At 64.2% G+C, this 14859-nt stretch carries 16 protein-coding genes; 12 read left to right on the top strand and 4 right to left on the bottom strand.

Translation table 11 applies throughout. The features are described 5' to 3' along the window. Positions 1-6: 6 nt before the first annotated feature. Positions 7-867, bottom strand: coding sequence for a helix-turn-helix domain-containing protein (locus LHL23_RS03885; protein WP_226428871.1), 861 nt, complete (start codon positions 865-867; stop codon positions 7-9). Positions 868-971: 104 nt separating this feature from the next. On the opposite strand from LHL23_RS03885, the gene pobA reads away from it, so the two are divergent. Continuing rightward, on the top strand, positions 972-2153 hold the full coding sequence (gene pobA / locus LHL23_RS03880) for a 4-hydroxybenzoate 3-monooxygenase (protein WP_226428870.1): 1182 nt from the start codon (positions 972-974) through the stop codon (positions 2151-2153). 208 nt (positions 2154-2361) lie between these two features. Here the strand turns inward: pobA and LHL23_RS03875 are convergent, their stop codons facing one another. Next, entirely contained in the window at positions 2362-3033 is a 672-nt protein-coding gene (locus tag LHL23_RS03875; RefSeq protein WP_226428869.1) for an NAD(P)-dependent oxidoreductase, read from the bottom strand. 176 nt (positions 3034-3209) lie between these two features. Here LHL23_RS03875 and LHL23_RS03870 point away from each other — a divergent pair, with 176 nt between their 5' ends. From LHL23_RS03870 to LHL23_RS03820, 11 genes are all read left to right on the top strand, one after another. Continuing rightward, positions 3210-3737 carry a CoxG family protein gene (locus LHL23_RS03870; RefSeq protein WP_226428868.1) on the top strand — a complete coding sequence of 176 codons (528 nt, stop codon included), beginning with the start codon at positions 3210-3212 and terminating at the stop codon, positions 3735-3737. Between the two features lie 111 nt (positions 3738-3848). Further along, on the top strand, positions 3849-4808 hold the full coding sequence (locus tag LHL23_RS03865) for an ABC transporter ATP-binding protein (protein ID WP_226428867.1): 960 nt from the start codon (positions 3849-3851) through the stop codon (positions 4806-4808). After that, positions 4805-5566 (top strand): ABC transporter permease, encoded by a 762-nt coding sequence (locus tag LHL23_RS03860; RefSeq protein WP_226428866.1) that lies wholly within the window; start codon positions 4805-4807, stop codon positions 5564-5566. The genes LHL23_RS03865 and LHL23_RS03860 overlap by 4 nt, the downstream gene beginning before the upstream one ends. Before the next feature lie 300 nt (positions 5567-5866). Beyond that, positions 5867-6664, top strand: coding sequence for a S49 family peptidase (locus tag LHL23_RS03855; RefSeq protein WP_226428865.1), 798 nt, complete (start codon positions 5867-5869; stop codon positions 6662-6664). 1 nt (position 6665) lies between these two features. Then, positions 6666-6839, top strand: coding sequence for a hypothetical protein (locus tag LHL23_RS03850; protein ID WP_019297160.1), 174 nt, complete (start codon positions 6666-6668; stop codon positions 6837-6839). Beyond that, positions 6836-7798: a calcium/sodium antiporter gene (locus LHL23_RS03845; RefSeq protein WP_226428864.1), complete on the top strand. Its 963-nt coding sequence runs from the start codon at positions 6836-6838 to the stop codon at positions 7796-7798. Before LHL23_RS03850 ends, LHL23_RS03845 begins: the two co-directional genes overlap by 4 nt. Continuing rightward, positions 7779-8609, top strand: coding sequence for an SDR family oxidoreductase (locus tag LHL23_RS03840; protein WP_319005198.1), 831 nt, complete (start codon positions 7779-7781; stop codon positions 8607-8609). The genes LHL23_RS03845 and LHL23_RS03840 overlap by 20 nt, the downstream gene beginning before the upstream one ends. 299 nt (positions 8610-8908) lie before the next feature. Continuing rightward, positions 8909-10801 (top strand): excinuclease ABC subunit UvrC, encoded by a 1893-nt coding sequence (gene uvrC / locus LHL23_RS03835; protein ID WP_226428862.1) that lies wholly within the window; start codon positions 8909-8911, stop codon positions 10799-10801. A gap of 188 nt (positions 10802-10989) precedes the next feature. Further along, positions 10990-11613, top strand: coding sequence for a CDP-diacylglycerol--glycerol-3-phosphate 3-phosphatidyltransferase (gene pgsA, locus LHL23_RS03830; protein WP_226428861.1), 624 nt, complete (start codon positions 10990-10992; stop codon positions 11611-11613). Beyond that, on the top strand, positions 11613-11858 hold the full coding sequence (moaD, locus tag LHL23_RS03825) for a molybdopterin converting factor subunit 1 (RefSeq protein ID WP_226428860.1): 246 nt from the start codon (positions 11613-11615) through the stop codon (positions 11856-11858). Before pgsA ends, moaD begins: the two co-directional genes overlap by 1 nt. 4 nt (positions 11859-11862) lie before the next feature. Beyond that, entirely contained in the window at positions 11863-12309 is a 447-nt protein-coding gene (locus tag LHL23_RS03820) for a molybdenum cofactor biosynthesis protein MoaE (protein ID WP_222479371.1), read from the top strand. Between the two features lie 324 nt (positions 12310-12633). On the opposite strand, the gene LHL23_RS03815 is transcribed toward LHL23_RS03820, so the two are convergent. Together LHL23_RS03815 and LHL23_RS03810 are read right to left on the bottom strand one after the other, a co-directional pair. Further along, the gene (locus LHL23_RS03815) at positions 12634-12948 is read right to left on the bottom strand and encodes a hypothetical protein (protein ID WP_222479373.1); all 315 of its coding nucleotides are present in this window, start codon (positions 12946-12948) and stop codon (positions 12634-12636) included. Continuing rightward, positions 12948-14834, bottom strand: a complete 1887-nt coding sequence (locus LHL23_RS03810; protein ID WP_226428859.1) for an OmpA family protein — start codon at positions 14832-14834, stop codon at positions 12948-12950. Before LHL23_RS03810 ends, LHL23_RS03815 begins: the two co-directional genes overlap by 1 nt. Between the last annotated feature and the right edge of the window lie 25 nt (positions 14835-14859).

The following is a 14859-nucleotide window of genomic DNA, read 5'->3' as shown; positions in this document are numbered from 1 at the left end:
GGCGGCTCAGGCGGTTCCGGCAAGCTGCTGGCGGAATTTCCGTGGCGGCATTCCGGTTCCCTTGGCAAAGACCCGGCTGAAATGGGCCGGATCATTGAACCCCAGCTCATAGGCGATCTGCGCCGCAGTCAGGTTGGTGTAGATCAGCAGCCGGCGCGCCTCGCGCAGGACGCGGGCATTGACCAGCGCCGAGGCAGCCTGCCCGGTCGCCTGCTGAGCGATCCGGTTCAAATGAGTCGGCGATACTGCCAGCTCATCCGCGTATTCCGCCAGCGGGCGGCGCAGGCGGAAGTCGCGCTCGACCAGCGCTTCGAACCGTGTGAACAGCGGGCTGGCAGAGGATTGCGAAGCGGCGTCCTGATCGGCGGCAATGGCGCGCGCGGCGGCCGAAGTCACGGACAGCGCCAGTCCGCGCAGCATCTGCGCGCGGCCAAAATCCCGGCGGCCGTATTCGCCGAAAAGCTGCTCTGCCAGATCCTGAAGGCCTTCGGGCAGCTGCAGAACGGCGGGCAGGTCCAGCATCGCGCGCACCCCTTCGCCCGGGATCAGGTTCTGGTCGAGGAAGTCGGAGGCAAGAGTAATGACCCAGCCGGTTGTGCCTTTGCCAAAACGGAATCCATGCACCACGCCGCGGGGAACATTAATCAGGCAGGGCGGGGCAAGCGCATGGCTGATTCCGTCAATATCTGCAGCACCTCCGCCCCCCGTCAGGATCAGCAGCTGATGCAGCCGCGCGTGCCGGTGCGGCCGCAATTCCCAGTCGTGCAGCTCTGAACGGGCGCGGATCGTCTCCACATGCAGCACATCGGCCAGTTCGGCTGTTTCGCCGAACAGGTTGTAGCTGTCGATGCGGGCTGAGCGCTGCATGTGCGAAAAATACAAGTTTTAGCGCGCTTGGTCCATTCGCAAGAACAGGCGGCCAGCGCATAATCTCCAGTGCACGAATACAGCAAACGATCAGGGGAACGCGCATGTCCACGCATCAGACGCAGGTTGTCATCATCGGCGGCGGGCCTTCGGGGCTGCTGCTGTCGCAGCTTTTGCACCGCAAGGGGATCGGCTCGATCGTGCTGGAGAAGCATGCCCGGGAGCATGTGCTGGGCCGCATCCGGGCAGGTGTGCTGGAGCATGGTTTCGTCAACCTGATGCGCGAGGCGGGCTGCGGCGCACGCATGGACCGCGAGGGCGAGATCCACGAGGGGTTCCACATCGCCCATCAGGGCCGGCTGGACCGCATCGATCTGGCAAGCCGGACCGGCGGCGAGACGGTGATGGTTTACGGCCAGACCGAGGTGACCCGTGATCTCTACGAAGCGCGGGATGCGATGGGCGGGGCGATCATTCACGAGGCGCAGAATGTGCAGCCGCAGGCGCTGACCGAAGCGCGCCCCTTTGTCACTTGGGAGCAGGCCGGAGAGGCCCAGCGGGCCGAGTGCGATTTCATTGTGGGTGCCGACGGGTTCCACGGGGTCAGCCGCAAGTCCATTCCCTCCGATGTGCTGAAGGAATATGAGAAGGTCTATCCCTTTGGCTGGCTTGGTGTTTTGTCAGAGACGCCGCCGGTGGCGGAAGAGCTTATCTATGCCCGGCATGAGCGCGGCTTTGCCCTGTGCTCGCTGCGCAGCCGGATGCTTAGCCGCTACTACATCCAGGTGCCGCTGACCGACCGCGTGGAGGATTGGAGCGATGCGGCGTTCTGGGAAGAGCTGAAACGGCGGCTTCCGCAGGATGTGGCTGCAGGCTTGCAAACCGGCCCGTCGATCGAAAAGTCCATCGCGCCGCTGCGCAGCTTCGTGGCCGAGCCGATGCGCTATGGCAATCTGTTCCTGGCAGGCGACGCTGCCCATATCGTGCCGCCCACCGGTGCCAAGGGGCTGAACCTGGCGGCGTCAGACATCCACTATCTCTACCATGGCTTCCTGGACCACTACCTGAAAGGGGACAGTGCGGGGCTGGATGCCTATTCGGAAAAGGCGCTGGCGCGGGTCTGGAAGGCGGAGCGGTTCAGCTGGTGGATGACCAACCTTCTGCACCGGGCGCCGGAGGGATCGGAAACAGACCTGCGGCTGCAAAGAGCGGAACTGGACTACCTGTTTTCCTCAGATGCGGCGCAGGTCTCGCTGGCGGAGAATTATGTGGGGCTGCCCTACTAAGGAGTTGTTCTGCGGCTGACCCGGTTCTCCGGCAGGCCAGCGGCTCCCGCACCCTTGCCAGGCATCGCAGATGCCCGGCAAGGCCTTGGGCGCGGCGCAGTCCCGCAGAACACCTCCGGGCCATTGTGAGCTTGACCGCGGGCCTGAAGCGAAGCCGCTGCAGCGCGCTTTGCGCGCTGCCAGGCCCAACGCGGCCCAAGGTCCGGCGTCAGCCGGCCGCCAGGGCAGGGGCGGGACCGCCCAAGGCGACTGTCAGCTTCTGGCCGCCGCGCGGGGATTCGGCCAGGTCCAGCAATGCTGCGCCAAAATCTGCAAAGGAAATCTGAGAGTTGCCTTCATCATCAGTGACCAGCGTGTCGGTGCCAAAGCGGTAGCTGCCGGTCAGCGGCCCCTCTGACAGCATTGCGGGCGGGCGCAGGCAGGTCCATTGCGCCTCGGTCTCCGCCTCCAGCAGCGCGTCCTGTGCCGCACAGGCCTCGGCAATCGGGCGGACGCTGCCGGGCAGGAAGCCTGGTGCGCTCAGCACCGTGTGGCCGCTGCCGTCTGCCAGTTTCAGCGTTGCGGCGCCGCCGGTCACCAGCACGGGAATGCCCGCCTGCCGCGCAGCCGACAGCGCAGTGCGGGTCAGCGGCACCAGGTCCTCCTCGCGGCCGGCCGGCGGGCGCAGGGCGCTGATCACCAGATCGTGCCCCATGGCCGCATCCGCCGCGGCGTCTGGCTGTTGCAACAGATCCAGCGGCAGTGGCGTGACATTTGCGCTGATGGCACCAAGGGCCTGCGGCTTGCGCGCCACGGCAGTGACGTGATGGCCACGGGAAACAGCGGCCTTTAATGCTGCGCCGCCAACGTCGCCGGTGGCGCCAAAAAGAATGATTTTCATGACTTCCTCCTATTTGTCTTGAGGTCGAGATATATGGTATTAAATCTTGACGTCAAGATAAATTTGTCCGGCGGATTGCCAAAGACGGCCAGGCAAGCAGCCGCGGGCTTGGCAGGGCGGGACGGGGCGGCTAGGTCTGATAGGAGCCGCAACAGAGCGCCAGGGAGGCCCAGCACATGCAGATGAGTGACCAGAAAGAGATCGCCGCCGATCCGGCAACTGTCTATGCGGCGCTGCTGTCCCCGGAGGTGCTGAAGGCCTGCGTGCCCGGCGCGCAGGAGGTGACCGGCACGCCGGAGGACGGTTTCGAGGCCACGGTCACCCAGAAGGTCGGCCCGGTCAAAGCCACATTCAAGGGGCAGGTTGGGCTGTCGGACATGGTCGAAAACGAAAAGCTGACCATTTCCGGCGAGGGCAAGGGCGGCGCGGCCGGCTTTGCCAAGGGCGGCGCTGTCGTGACGCTGGCGCCTTCGGAGGGGGGCACGCTGCTGTCCTATGATGTGGAGGCCAAGGTCGGCGGCAAGCTGGCGCAGCTTGGCAGCCGGATCATTGATGGCTTCGCCAAGAAGATGGCGGACCAGTTCTTTGCCAATCTGCAGGCGCATCTGGGGCCGCAGGATCCCGGCGGCGACGGTGATGCGCCGGGGGGTGAGGGCAATGATGAGAAAAAAGGCTGGTTCAGCAAGGTGACCGGCCGCGGCTGAGCAGGCCCTGCGTCTGCGCAAGTGCACATGTCATTCTGCGGCGCGGGGGCTGGCAGATGCGGCATGCCGCCGCTAGGGTGGCCGGAGATTTGAGCATCTTCCGGAGGCAAAATGGCGGCCATCCTATCCATACGCGATCTGCGCAAGGTCTACAGCGGCGGCTTCACCGCGCTGAAGGGCGTGTCGCTGGACATTGAGGAAGGCGAAATCCTCGCCCTGCTTGGCCCCAATGGTGCCGGGAAGACCACTTTGATCTCAACGGTTTGCGGCATCACCACTGCGACTTCCGGCTCTGTTGCCGTGGGCGGTTTCGACAATGTCTCGCAGTTCCGGCATGCGCGCGCCCTGATCGGGCTGGTGCCGCAGGAAATCACGCTGGAGCCCTTCACCAAGGTGCTGGACACGGTCACATTCTCCCGCGGTCTGTTCGGCAAGCCCGCCGATCCGGCACTGGTAGAGGAGGTGCTGCGCAAGCTGTCGCTGTGGGAGAAACGCGACAGCCGGATCATGGATCTGTCCGGCGGCATGAAACGGCGGGTGCTGATTGCCAAGGCGCTGGCGCATGAGCCGCGCATCCTGTTCCTGGACGAGCCGACCGCCGGCGTGGACGTCGAACTGCGCAAGGACATGTGGGAGATTGTCCGCGAGCTGAAGGCGGGCGGCGTCACCATCATCCTGACAACGCATTATATCGAAGAGGCGGAGGCAATTGCCGACCGCGTCGGCGTGATCACCGGCGGGGAGCTGCTGCTGGTCGAGGAGAAGGAGCAGTTGATGGCGCGGATGGGGCAGAAGCAGCTGGAAGTGCAGCTGACCGCGCCGGTCGGGGTGATCCCTGCCGCGCTGTCGCAGCACAATCTGCAACTGGTCAATGGCGGCGGGGCGCTGCTTTACACTTATGACGCCCGGGCTGAGCGGACCGGTATCACCACCTTGCTGAATGATGTGGCCCAGGCTGGACTGGTGCTGGCGGATGTGCAGACGCGGGAATCCAGCCTGGAGGATATCTTTGTCGGCCTGGTCTCCGGCGGGCCGGCCTCGAAAGGCGCAGCCGCAGGAGACGCAGCATGAACTGGACCGCAGTTGCCACCATCTACAAGGCGGAAATGGCGCGGTTCTGGCGCACCTTCCTGCAAAGCTTCATCTCGCCTGTCTTGTCCACGTCGCTTTACTTCGTGGTGTTCGGAAGCGCCATCGGCAGCCGCATCCAGGAAGTTGACGGGGTCGAATACGGAGCGTTTATCGTGCCGGGGCTGGTGATGCTGTCGGTGATCACCCAAAGCATCTCCAACGCGTCGTTCGGGATCTACTTTCCTAAATTCATCGGCAATATCTACGAAATCCTGTCGGCGCCGATCAACTTTCTGGAAGTGGTCGCGGGGTTTGTCGGCGCGGCGGCGACCAAATCGCTGTTCATCGGCACCGTGATCCTGTGCACCGCCTCGCTGTTTGTGGACCTTTCGGTCCAGCACCCGCTGGCGATGGTGGCGTTTCTGGTGCTGACCTGCCTCAGCTTTTCCTTGATGGGGTTCATCATCGGCATCTGGGCCGGGAATTTCGAACAGCTGCAGCTGGTGCCATTGCTGGTGGTGACACCGCTGGTGTTCCTGGGCGGATCCTTCTACTCGATCTCGATGCTGCCGCCGGTCTGGCAGACGATCACCCTGTTCAACCCGGTGGTCTATCTGGTCTCCGGCTTCCGCTGGGCCTTCTTCGGCCAGGCGGATGTGCCGGTGCTGCTGAGCCTTTGCGCCATTGGCGGCTTTACCTTGGCCTGCATGGGCGTGATCTGGTGGATCTTCAAAACCGGCTGGCGCATCCGGGCCTGATCCGGGCACCGGAGAAAAGGCGGCGGTGCTCCCGCTCGCTGCGGTGCCCGCTGGGCACCTTCCCGATTGGGCCCGGCACGCTGCGCGTGCTGGGCCTTTGCGCATTTTAGTGGCACCAGGCTCGAAGGGCTGCCGGAAATACCAGGCCGCTGCCTTTCCGGCCGGGGCGAGTCAGGGGGTATTTGCCAGGTGCAAACCAGCGTTGCATTTATGCCCGTGGCTGTGCGGTTTTTGCATTTCAGATCAATTCCCCAGGCGGCGCACCTTGTTTCACCCGGGGCGGCCCTCTACATCGGCGCCATGAGATTTCACCTGCCTTTCCTGAAAAGACAGCCGCTGGTGGCGGTGGTGCGCCTCAACGGGGCCATCGGCATGCCCGGCCGCGGCTCCTTGAGCGACAACGCGGTGGCACCGGTGCTGGAGCGCGCGTTCCGCAAGGGGAAACCCGCAGCCGTGGCGCTGGAGATCAATTCGCCCGGCGGGTCGCCGGTGCAAAGCTCGCTGATCGGTGCCCGCATCCGCCGCCTGGCCGAGGAGATGGACATCCCGGTCTATGCCTTTGTCGAGGACGTCGCGGCATCGGGCGGCTACTGGCTGGCTGCAGCCGCGGATGAGATTTGGGCTGACGCCAGTTCTGTGCTGGGCTCGGTCGGAGTTATTTCGGCGGGTTTTGGGGCCCACGTGCTGCTGGCCCGCCAGGGGGTGGAGCGGCGCGTCTATACCGCTGGCGACAGCAAATCCATGCTGGATCCGTTCCGCCCGGAAAACCCGGAGGACGTGAAGCGCCTCAAGGTCATCCTGAACGATATCCATGCCAACTTCATCGACCACGTCACCGAACGCCGCGGCTCCAAGCTGCACGGTGATGAAAACCTGTTCACCGGCGAAATCTGGCTGGCGCGCAGGGCAGAAGAACTGGGCCTGATCGACGGTATAGGCCATCTGAAGCCCAAGATGCAGGAACGTTACGGCGAGAAGGTCCGCTTCCGCCGCTATGGTCTCAAGAAACCGCTGCTGAGCCGTTTTGGCATGCAGGTCGCGCAGGATGCGCTGGCCGGGATCGAGGAGCGCGCCGAATACGCGCGTTTCGGTCTCTGACGTGCTGTTCAAGATCGTTGCAATCTTTCTGGTGGTGATGGCCGTGCTTGCGATGTTCGGCAAGCTGCGGTTTCCCGGCCAGAAGCAAATCAATTCCAGGCGCTGCCCGTCCTGCGGCCGCTTCAAGATCGGCAAGGGGCCGTGCGCCTGTAAGAAGGGGGATCGTGGCAAATGATGCCATGGCTGTATTCGGCGCTTGGTCTGGTCATCCTGCTGCTGGCGGGCGACGCGCTGGTGCGGGGTGCGGTGAACCTCAGCCTGCGGCTGGGGGTGCCTGCGCTGATTGTCAGCCTGACCATCGTTGCCTTCGGCACCTCGGCGCCGGAACTGCTGATTGCCATCAGCGCCGTGCGCGACGGCGCCGACGGCATTGCGCTCGGTAACGTGGTGGGGTCCAATACCGCCAATATCCTCCTGGTTCTGGGCATTCCTGCGTTGATGCGGGCCCTGCACACCAGTGAATGCAGCACCCGCAGGAACTATGTCTTCATGCTGGGCGCCTCGCTGTTGTTCATCGGCTTGGCCTTCGGAGGCACCTTCACGCTCTGGTCCGGCCTGATCCTGCTGGCCGCGCTGTCTGTAGTGTTGGGGGTGGCCTTCCGTGACGCCCGGAACCATCGCCGAAACGGCAATGGCAATGGCTGTGCCGCGGATACAGACTTGGAAGAGATCGAGGAAGCTGATCCGGACATGCCGTACTGGCGTGTGGGCATCTACCTGCTGCTGGGCCTGATCGGCCTGCCGCTGGGGGCCGACCTGCTGGTCGACAACGCCACCATCATTGCCCGCCTCTACGGTGTCAGCGAAACCGTAATCGGCCTGACACTTGTGGCGATCGGCACCTCGCTGCCTGAGCTGGCGACGACCGTGATGGCCGCGCTGCGCCGCCAGGCCGATGTGGCGCTGGGCAATGTGATCGGCTCCAACATGTTCAACCTTCTGGCAATCATCGGCATCGCCACCTTTGTCGGACCGATCAGTGTGGACCCGGAGTTCCTGCAGTTCGACCTCTGGGTGATGCTGGCGGCCTCGCTTCTGCTGATCCCATTTGTTTTCTTCAAGCAGGACATCACCCGCATCTGGGGCGTCATCCTGACCGCTCTCTATCTGGCCTATCTCTTCGTCCTGTTCTAACTCTGTCAGTGCAGGCAGCAGCAGGGAGGCGCAGATGCGGGCATTGGTGACCGGAGCGGGCAGGCGGCTGGGCCGGGCCATGGCGCTGGAGCTGGCGGCGCAAGGTTATGACGTTGCTGTGCACTACGCATCCTCTGCTCAGGAAGCCGAGGGAACGGCCGCGCAGATCCGCGAAATGGGCTGCCGGTCCGTGGCGCTGCAGGCGGACCTTCTGATCGAAGAGGAGGCCGCAGCGCTGCTGCCCCGCGCGGCTGCGGCGCTTGGCGGCCCGGTTGCATGCCTGGTCAACAACGCCTCGGTGTTTGAGCATGACACGCTGGATTCGGCCACCCGGCGCAGCTGGGACCGGCACCTGAACAGCAACCTGCGCGCACCCTTTGTGCTGCTGCAGGCCATGGCCGCGCAGGAGGTGCCGCTGGAGCAGGATGCGGGCGGCGAGCCGCGCGCCTGGGGGCTGGCGGTCAACATGATCGACCAGCGGGTGCGCAAGCTGACACCGGAGTTCATGAGTTACACCCTGGCCAAATCGGCGCTGTGGACACTGACGCAGACTGCGGCCCAGGCACTGGCGCCGCGGATCCGCGTCAACGCCATCGGGCCGGGGCCGACCCTGCAGGGGCCGCGGCAAAGCGCAGAGCAGTTTTCACGCCAGCGCAAGGCCACGATTTTGCAGCGCGGCGCGGATGCCGGCGATATCACGGCGGCGCTGTCCTACCTGCTGCAGGCCAAGGCGGTGACCGGCCAGATGATCTGCGTGGACGGCGGTCAGCACCTTGCTTGGCAGACCCCTGACAGCGACGGTCTTGAGTGACGCAAACAGGGGTAAAACTGTCCCTTTCGCTGCAAGTTTTGCACCGGTTCACTTGCCGTCACGGAAGCGTTACAAAAGTGCCTTTCTTTTCAAAACCTTGTCAGGGTTACGATAAAAAGTTCCGTTAATTCAGAACTTTATCAAAGCGCCTAAATTTTAGGCATCCGTCGAAAACCACCCGGAAATAAGAGAAAACGCGGGATAGCCCAAAGATATCTCCGTAGTTATCCACAGCTTCCGTGGATTTCCCCGCTCTTGATCCGGACAGGCAAACGTTGCAGCCAGGCACAGGGAATCATATGTCTGGGCGCATGACTGAACAGCCCGCCGGAACAGCCCCGGATTCGCCCGTACGCACCGGTTATGCGGTGATCCAGGATTATGTAAAAACGCTGGACGCATCGCCCGGCGTTTACCGGATGCTGGATGCGGACAGCCGGGTTCTCTACGTGGGCAAGGCGCGCAACCTCAAGGCGCGGGTTTCGAACTATACCCGGCCCGGCAACAGCCCGCGGATCGAACGGATGATCGCGCTCACAGCCTCGATGATGTTCCTGACCACCCGGACGGAAACCGAGGCGCTGCTCTTGGAGCAGAACCTGATCAAGCAGCTGAAGCCCAAGTACAATGTGCTGCTGCGCGATGACAAAAGCTTCCCGAATATTCTGGTCGCCAAGGATCACGCCTTTCCGCAGATCAAGAAGCACCGCGGCGCCCGCAAGCAGAAGGGCAGTTACTTTGGCCCCTTTGCCAGCGCCGGCGCGGTGAACCGGACCCTGAACCAGCTGCAAAAGGCGTTCCTGCTGCGCAACTGCTCGGATTCCATGTTCGAGACCCGCACACGCCCCTGCCTGCAGTATCAGATCAAACGCTGCACCGCGCCTTGCACCGGGCTGATCAGCGAAGAGGATTACGCCGCCAGCGTGCGCGACGCCGAACGTTTCCTGTCCGGCCGCTCCACCAAGATCCAGGAGGAGCTGGCAGAGCAGATGATGGCCGCCTCCGAGGCGATGGAATTTGAGCGCGCCGCCGCGCTGCGCGACCGGATCAAGGCGCTGACCCAGGTGCAAACCTCGCAAGGCATCAACCCGCGCGGGGTGGCAGAGGCGGATGTGATCGGCCTGCATATGGATGGCGGCCAGGCTTGCGTGCAGGTCTTCTTCATCCGTGCCAACCAGAACTGGGGCAATCAGGATTTCTACCCGCGGGTGGATGCTGACAACAGCCCGGCGGAAATCATGGAGGCGTTCCTGGGCCAGTTTTACAGCAACAAGGAACCGCCGCGGCAGCTGATCCTGTCCGACGGTATCGAAAATGCCGACCTAATGGAGGCTGCGCTGAGCGAGAAAGCAGACCGCAAGGTCGAGCTGCTAGTGCCGCAGCGCGGCGAAAAGACAGAGCTGGTGGCCTTTGCGGTGCGCAACGCCCGTGAAAGCCTGGCCCGCCGCATGGCCGAAAGCGCCACCCAGGCCAAATTGCTGCGCGGTCTGGCCGACGCCTTCGGCCTGGACGGCCCGCCGCAGCGGATCGAGGTCTATGACAACTCCCATATCCAGGGCACCAATGCCGTTGGCGGCATGATCGTGATGGGGCCGGATGGATTCCTGAAGAACGCCTACCGCAAGTTCAATATCAGGGGGGACGACCTGGTTCCGGGCGATGACTTCGGCATGATGAAGGAGGTTCTGAACCGCCGCTTTTCGCGCCTGCTGAAGGAAGATCCCGACCGCGCCAAGGGCCTTTGGCCGGATCTGCTGCTGATCGACGGCGGCGCCGGGCAGGTCTCTGCCGTGGCGGAGATCATGGAAGAGCACGGCGTGCAGGACATTCCGATGGTCGGCGTCGCCAAGGGCGTGGACCGCGATCACGGCAAGGAAGAATTCTACCGCCCCGGCGAGAGTGCCTTTGCCCTGCAGCGCAATGACCCGGTGCTCTATTTCATCCAGCGGATGCGGGACGAGGCGCACCGCTTTGCGATCGGCACCCACCGGGCCAAACGCGCCAAGGCGGTCAGCGCCACTCCGCTGGACGAGGTGCCGGGGGTCGGGGCCTCGCGCAAGCGGGCGCTGCTGGCGCATTTCGGCAGCGCCAAAGCCGTCAGCCGTGCCAACCTGGCCGACCTCAAGGCGGTGGACGGGATCTCCGAAGCCCTGGCAGAGCGGATTTACGACCACTTCCATGCGCAGGGGTAACTGTCCGTTCTGGCCGAAAACGCAGACGCGCTCTTCCAGATGGGCATGTTCACCGGACAAACGGCGCACCTCACGAGAGCGGCTGAACCGGATTGCCGCCAACTGCCGAGGTTTGCCAGTGCCAGCTATCGCCGAATTTTGTTCAAGCCCGCTTTCCACTTGGGAAACAGCCGGATAATGTGCGCCGCATGAAGTGGACCTTGCCGAATATCCTCACCCTGCTGCGGCTGATCGCGGCGCCCGGCCTTGCCGTGATGTTTTTGTACTTCACCCGGCCTTATGCAGACTGGTTTGCCTTGCTGCTGTTTGTGACAGCGGCAGTGACCGACTGGTTCGACGGCTACCTGGCCCGCGCCTGGAAGCAGGAAACCAAGATGGGCGCGATGCTCGACCCGATTGCCGACAAGGCGATGGTGGTGATCGCGCTGATGATCCTGGTCGGATATGCCGAAGAACACTGGACCCCTTGGCTGGTTTTGCCTGCAACGGTGATCCTGTTCCGCGAAGTGTTTGTCTCGGGCCTACGGGAATACCTGGGCGACACCGCCGGCACGCTAAAGGTGACACATCTTGCCAAATGGAAGACCACTGCGCAGATGATCGCCATCGCGACGCTGTTCTCGCAAGGCATCTTCGAACACTACCTGCTCAAGCGTCCGGAAGACTTTGCCGGGCTGAACTGGATTGACGCCGGTGTGGAATGGTCAGGTCGGCTTGGCCTGTGGCTGCTATGGATTGCCGCCGTTCTGACAGTAATCACAGGGATCGACTATCTGCGCAAGGCAATGCCGCATCTGAAGGAGGCACACTGATGGATGTCCTTTATTTCGCCTGGGTGCGCGAACGCATTGGCCTGCCGCGCGAGCGGGTGGAGACCAATGCCGCTACGGTCGCGGATCTGGTCGAAGAACTCCGCGCCCGCGAGGAGCGCTATGCCGCTGCCTTTGCCGACCTGTCGGCGCTGCGGGTAGCGCTGGACCAGGAGTTGTCGGAATTCGACGCGCCGCTTGATGGCGTGCGCGAGGTCGCCTTTTTCCCGCCGATGACCGGAGGTTGAGGCAATGCGGATTTCCGTGCAGGAAGCCCCGTTTGAACTTGGCGCCGAAAGCGATGCCTTTGCCGCCGGTGTGGCGAATGCAGGCGCCGTGGTGACCTTTACCGGTGTGGTGCGCGATGCCGACCAGGGCGGGCTTCAGGCGATGGAGATCGAGCATTACCCGGGCATGACGGAAAAGGCGCTGACCGCCATTGCGGAGGAGGCCATGAGCCGCTGGTCTCTGGCCGATGCGCTGGTGATCCACCGCCACGGCCGCCTGGCCCCGGGCGAGCGTATCATGATGGTCGCCACCGCGGCGCGCCACCGCAAGGATGCGTTTGAAGCGGCGGAATACCTGATGGATTACCTGAAATCCCGCGCGCCGTTCTGGAAGAAGGAAATCCTGGCCGGAGGCACCTCCGACTGGGTGGCCGCCAAGGACGCCGATGAGGATGCCCTGAAGCGCTGGTAAGCCAGGGAAGCGGGGATGAGGATGCCCTGAAGCGCTGGTAAGCCAGGGAAGCGGGGCGGGGGCTCCCGCCAGCTGTTCAATCATCCGGGATGATTGCCATCTGTTGGGCCCGGCGCCGCGCGTTGCGCGGCGTTTTCCCTTTGCTGAGGAGGCTTGAACGGGCAGGTCTGCCCATTCAGGCCCAGCTTGAGTTTGATTGAAGACTGGCGCGGCAAGGAAAAGCCGCTTCGCGGGGCCTGCGGCCTTCTTGTCCCGCCGACGGCACGAAGCGGTCCGCGGCGCGCATCAGCGCGGCCTGCAGGCGCGGGAGCATCCCCGGCTAAGTCAGTGCGGGATCTGGCTGCGCAGTTCCTCTGCTTCGCGGCGGGCCTCGCGAAGGCCGTCCATCGCGGCACGCAGTTCCGCCTCGGTCTGGGTCAGCTGATTGGTCAGTTCCGCCTCGCGCTGCTGCAGGTAAGTGATCGCCTGGTCGCGGGTTTCCTCCGCCTCATGCAGCTCCTGGCTCATCCGGTCGAGGTCGGCCACGTCGCTCTGCCGCACCCGGGTGAAACGGTGCACCAGCCAGTTGGCAAACCAGCCCATGGCAAAGGCCGCAAACAGGATGATCGCGGTGGTGATGATGAACTCGGTCCTGTTCATTACTCTGTGGTCTCCTGTGCGTCATCTGCGCTATCGGCGGCCTCGCCGCTATCCTGGCCATCTGCCGCCGCCTGCTCTGCCGGGCGGACCAGCTTGAACTCGATACGGCGGTTGGCCTCGCGGCCCTCTTCGGTGCCGTTGTCGGCAATCGGTTCGCTCTCGCCATAACCCTTGGCGGCAAAGGTGGAAGTCACCACACGGCGCGCCCGCAGCTCGTTCAGCACCGATTGCGCCCGTGCCTGGCTGAGGTTCTGGTTCATCGACTCGCGGCCCTGGCTGTCGGTGTGGCCCTGGATCTCCAGCCGCACCGGGCCGCAATTGCCCAGCACTTCGGCGATCCGGTCCATGGTTCCGGCGCTTTCCGCCGCGATGGTGGCAGAGCCGGGCTCAAAGGCGATCTTGGCCTCGCTCTGGGCGCTGGCCAGCTGCGCCTCGCAGAGTTTCGGCGGAATCGGTTCGTCCGCGGGGGCGGGCGGTTCCTCGTAGCTGATGTCGAGGCCGTAGGTCTCTGCCTCGCCCAGCTTGGCGGACAGGAAACGGGCGATCTCGGAAAGCGCATCCTTGCGGTAGCTCATACCGCGCAGTTCCAGGTTCTCCGGAGTCACCGTGACCGCGCCGCGCTGCAGATAGGACAGCGCCTCCAGCCCGGCCAGCACCCGCACCGGCCAGTCGGCGGGCAGGTCGGCGACAACCCGGGTGGCGGTATGCACATTCGCCGAGCCGAAGCGCGCCTTGGCATAGCTGTCCGCCACGGTCCGCAGCGCCGCGTCGCTCAGCCGGCCGCGGAGCTGCACCTGGCCTTCGGGGCTTAGGGTGGCGGTGAATTCCGGCGGCCCGGCAGTGGCGCTGGCTTCGGGCACCGGCAGCACCGCATGCAGGGCAAAGACCCGGGGCAGGGCGTTTTCCAGCTCGCCCACCACATGATCGAAGGTGCCGCTAGCGGTGCCTTCCGCGGCAACCAGGGTGATGTCGGCATTGGCAATGGTGACGGAGCCTCCGCCCAGTTCGGCAACACTGGCAATGCTCAGCTCCGCCGCGCGGGCCCAGTTGGGCGAGGGCACGCCCATGCCGATCACGCAATCGGCACCGCCGTCCAGCCCGGCCGTGCGCGCCGCGGCGAGGATGCGATTGCGGCTTTCCTCGCTCTCGGCGGAACAGGCGTCGAACTGGGCGCCGTCCTTGTCCAGCAGGAACCGCAGGGTGAAGGGGGTGATCACTGGCCGCGGCGCGGCAATGTCCATCGCCAGCCGCAGCCCCGGCGGCGCCAGCCGGCCCAGCTCTTCCTCCAGCTGGTGCTTGGCTTCTTCGCTGCCCGAGATCGCGGTTATGGAGACTTCGCCGGCCTCAACCGAGATCTTGGCACGCGGCAGCAGTTTCAGCGCCTCGACGGCAAAATCCAGCGACTCCTGCCAGCCCTCCGGCTTGTCATAGCGGGCGGTTTCCAAGAGGTCCGCCACATTGCCTTCGCCGGCCAACGCGTTAAGCTTTTTCACCATCGCGGCCCGCCCGGACCCGGACGGCATCAGCCCGATGATTGAAATGCCGCTGTCATTGCGCAGGATTTCCGCGGAAAACCGCGGCGGCGCCAGCCCTTCGGCGGGCGGAACCTCCATCCCGTCGATGATCCGCGCCGCGTCGACGACGCTGCCGACCAGAGAAATCACCGAAAACCGGGTTGCTTCATCCGGGGCAGTGCCTTCAAGCAGCACCTGCAGCCCGTCGGCGGTCACCTCGGCCCAGGTAAACCCCGCGCGGTCCAGCGCCTGCCGGACCCCGGTTTCGGTGCTGTGCTCCACAGCGGTGACGGCAAAACCGGCGGTGACAAGGCTCAGCCCTGCGGCGGCGGTGAAGGCCAGGCCTGGGATCAGCAGAGAAGACAAGCGCATATGGCGGCAATTTCCCTTGGTCAGT

Origin of the sequence: Leisingera sp. McT4-56 (genome assembly GCF_020514995.1) — a bacterium.
Taxonomy (GTDB): Bacteria; Pseudomonadota; Alphaproteobacteria; order Rhodobacterales; family Rhodobacteraceae; genus Leisingera; species Leisingera aquaemixtae_A.
The sequence above is the reverse complement of the archived record's forward strand: the minus strand, read 5'-3'. Positions and strand labels throughout refer to the sequence as shown.

Bases quoted from the DNA above. Each gene is read 5' to 3' on its own strand.
- LHL23_RS03820 (WP_222479371.1), top strand. From the start codon at position 11,863: ATGCGGATTTCCGTGCAGGAAGCCCCGTTTGAACTTGGCGCCGAAAGC.
- LHL23_RS03855 (WP_226428865.1), top strand. From the start codon at position 5,867: ATGAGATTTCACCTGCCTTTCCTGAAAAGACAGCCGCTGGTGGCGGTG.
- LHL23_RS03865 (WP_226428867.1), top strand. From the start codon at position 3,849: ATGGCGGCCATCCTATCCATACGCGATCTGCGCAAGGTCTACAGCGGC.
- pgsA (WP_226428861.1), top strand. From the start codon at position 10,990: ATGAAGTGGACCTTGCCGAATATCCTCACCCTGCTGCGGCTGATCGCG.
- uvrC (WP_226428862.1), top strand. From the start codon at position 8,909: ATGTCTGGGCGCATGACTGAACAGCCCGCCGGAACAGCCCCGGATTCG.
- LHL23_RS03860 (WP_226428866.1), top strand. From the start codon at position 4,805: ATGAACTGGACCGCAGTTGCCACCATCTACAAGGCGGAAATGGCGCGG.
- LHL23_RS03875 (WP_226428869.1), bottom strand. From the start codon at position 3,033: ATGAAAATCATTCTTTTTGGCGCCACCGGCGACGTTGGCGGCGCAGCA.
- pobA (WP_226428870.1), top strand. From the start codon at position 972: ATGTCCACGCATCAGACGCAGGTTGTCATCATCGGCGGCGGGCCTTCG.
- moaD (WP_226428860.1), top strand. From the start codon at position 11,613: ATGGATGTCCTTTATTTCGCCTGGGTGCGCGAACGCATTGGCCTGCCG.
- LHL23_RS03885 (WP_226428871.1), bottom strand. From the start codon at position 867: ATGCAGCGCTCAGCCCGCATCGACAGCTACAACCTGTTCGGCGAAACA.
- LHL23_RS03870 (WP_226428868.1), top strand. From the start codon at position 3,210: ATGCAGATGAGTGACCAGAAAGAGATCGCCGCCGATCCGGCAACTGTC.
- LHL23_RS03815 (WP_222479373.1), bottom strand. From the start codon at position 12,948: ATGAACAGGACCGAGTTCATCATCACCACCGCGATCATCCTGTTTGCG.
- LHL23_RS03810 (WP_226428859.1), bottom strand. From the start codon at position 14,834: ATGCGCTTGTCTTCTCTGCTGATCCCAGGCCTGGCCTTCACCGCCGCC.
- LHL23_RS03845 (WP_226428864.1), top strand. From the start codon at position 6,836: ATGATGCCATGGCTGTATTCGGCGCTTGGTCTGGTCATCCTGCTGCTG.